The organism is Methylibium sp., from assembly GCF_013817365.1.
In the GTDB taxonomy this organism is placed as follows: Bacteria; Pseudomonadota; Gammaproteobacteria; order Burkholderiales; family Burkholderiaceae_C; genus Methylibium.
This window is the reverse complement of the sequence record NZ_JACDCU010000595.1, coordinates 1-2,085: the sequence shown is the minus strand read 5'-3', so window position 1 is coordinate 2,085 and position 2,085 is coordinate 1. Positions and strand designations below refer to the sequence as shown.

Sequence of the window (2,085 nt, the reverse complement as noted above, 5' to 3'; positions counted from 1 at the left end):
TCACCGAGAAGGACTTCGCCCTGGCGAAGAAGATCGAGGACGTGGTGCAGTGGCAGCCGGCCAAGGAAGAAGGCGCGGTGCTGGACGGCACGCCGAATGACGACGCCCGCTTCAAGTACCTGAAGTACGACACGCCTTGAGAAAGCCTGCCTGCGCCGGCTTGCCGGCGTGTCGCCGCCCGCGGCCTGCAAGCCGGGCGGAGACTGACAAGCCTGCATGCCTGCCCACCCGTCGCTGCAAGGCCTGCAAGCCGAGCGGGTGTGAGAAATCCGGAGCCGCGAGATGTCCAACACCGAAACGCCGCAAACCATCGCCGAGTTCTGGTTCGGCCCTGACGCAGGCAACGCCGCGGACGCCGCGGTCGCCGAGCGGCAGGCGGCGCTCTGGTGGTGCAAGGATCCCGAGACGGACAACGCCATACGGCGGCGCTTCGAGGACGTGATCACCGAGGCCGCGATGGGCGCGCTCGATGCTTGGGCGCAAACGCCGGCCGGCCGGCTCGCGCTGATCCTGCTGACCGACCAGTTCCCGCGCAACATCTATCGCGACACGAAGGCGGCCTTCGGCCACGACCTCCTGGCGCTCGCCTGGTGCAAGGAAGGGCTGACGCGCGGCGACGATGAGCGGCTGCGCCCGATCGAGCGCGTGTTTTTCTACCTCCCGCTGGAGCACTCCGAGTCGCCCCAGGACCAGGAGCGTTCGGTGGCGCTTTATCGCGCCTTGAGTGCGGGCGTGCCGCCTTCGCAGCGGGCGGTGTTCGACGGATTCCTGGACTTCGCGCTGAGGCACCGCGACATCGTGGAGCGCTTCGGCCGCTTCCCGCACCGCAACCGGCTGCTCGGTCGCGCGTCGTCGCCGCAGGAGCTGGCTTTTCTCGAGGAGCCGGGCTCGTCGTTCTGATGCCGGCCTGCGGCGGCGGGGTCAGTAGCCGATCGAGTAGCTGTAATTCTTGAAGCGCAGCACGGCGCTTTTCAGACCGATCTGCTCGATTACCAGCCCCGGGGTCGGCTCGGCGCCTTCGTAGAACACCTGGCCGTTGATGATGAGGAAGCGGTTCGCGCGATCTTGCGAATAGATGGAACCGCCGATGGAAAGCGTCGGCAGTTGCCGGCGGATTTCTTCGGGCAGTTCGTTGCGGGCGTAGATGCGCGGCGGCGCGGGGTGGTCCCGCTGGGCTTGCGGCGGCGTGGCCGGCGAAGCGGCTGATCGCTCGGCCGAGGGCGTGGGGTCGGCGCCGCCGGCCGGCGATTGACGGCGTGGCGACACGGGCGCGGTTGGCATATCGGCAGCGACGGGCGGCTTCGTGAGCGGCGCTCGAGCGGCGGGCGTCGCCGCCGTTCGGGGAGCGCGCGGCGTGGTTGCCGGCTTCGGCGCTGGCACCGGTGCGGGGGGCCGTGTCGCCGCTGGGGGCGTCGGTGCAGCAGGCGCAGCTGCCGGCTTGTCTGCGGGCGGAGGTGAAGACGTGGCAAATGGCGCCGGTGCCGGTGCCGGTTGTAAAGGCGCTGCCGCGACAGCCGGCGCCGATGCGGCCCCTGTAACCGCCCCGCCCACCGCCGCCTGACGGCTCGCCGGCGCTTCGGGCCGCAGCCACTGCCAAGCCAGCGCGCCGCCCGCCAGCAGGCACACGATGGCGCCACCGGCGAACCACACGACGGGCCTGATCCGAGGCCCCGACTCGGCCTCCAGCGGGTCTTCCTGCGCGAAGCGCTGCGCATGGATGCCGGGCACCGCGCCGCGTTCGCGTTCTGCATCGGCCCGCCTCAAGGCGTCGAGGATGTATGACATCTGCCCTAGTTCTCTTTGTGCAGGCGCGGTTCTTCGACGCCGAGGGCGCGGTTGAGCTGCATGAAGGTGATGGGGCCGGCCAGGCCGTCGGGCGCGAGCCCCTGGGCCAGCTGGAAGGCGTAGATGCGCGAGCGCAGCGCCGCGTCGGCCGTGCCCGGTTGCGGGCGGCCCTGCAGGCTTGTCAGCTGAGCCGACAACCACTCGGCCACCGGGCCGGAGCCGCCCTCGACGACCTTGTTCTCATAGCCGGGTGGTGCGCGCCACAGCGTGGCGAACTCGCCGCGCCAGCGCTCGGCCAGC

At 70.6% G+C, this 2,085-nt stretch carries 3 protein-coding genes and 1 pseudogene; 2 read left to right on the top strand and 2 right to left on the bottom strand.

The annotated features are described in order from the left end of the window. Window positions 1-140 (top strand): annotated as a pseudogene (locus tag H0W38_RS21800) (4a-hydroxytetrahydrobiopterin dehydratase); the annotation flags it as partial. Between the two features lie 142 nt (window positions 141-282). Further along, a complete protein-coding gene (locus tag H0W38_RS21795) occupies window positions 283-900 on the top strand; it encodes a DUF924 family protein (protein WP_292458158.1) in 618 nt (205 codons plus the stop codon). 21 nt (window positions 901-921) lie between these two features. Here H0W38_RS21795 and H0W38_RS21790 read toward each other — a convergent pair whose 3' ends face one another. Together H0W38_RS21790 and H0W38_RS21785 are read right to left on the bottom strand one after the other, a co-directional pair. Next, window positions 922-1,785, bottom strand: coding sequence for a general secretion pathway protein GspB (locus tag H0W38_RS21790; RefSeq protein WP_292458156.1), 864 nt, complete (start codon window positions 1,783-1,785; stop codon window positions 922-924). A 5-nt stretch (window positions 1,786-1,790) separates the two neighbouring features. Further along, window positions 1,791-2,085 (bottom strand): peptidoglycan-binding domain-containing protein (locus tag H0W38_RS21785; RefSeq protein ID WP_292458153.1); only part of this gene is annotated, 295 nt, incomplete at its 5' end.

Coding starts and splice junctions, on each gene's coding strand:
- H0W38_RS21795 (WP_292458158.1), top strand. CDS start 283: ATGTCCAACACCGAAACGCCGCAAACCATCGCCGAGTTCTGGTTCGGC.
- H0W38_RS21790 (WP_292458156.1), bottom strand. CDS start 1,785: ATGTCATACATCCTCGACGCCTTGAGGCGGGCCGATGCAGAACGCGAA.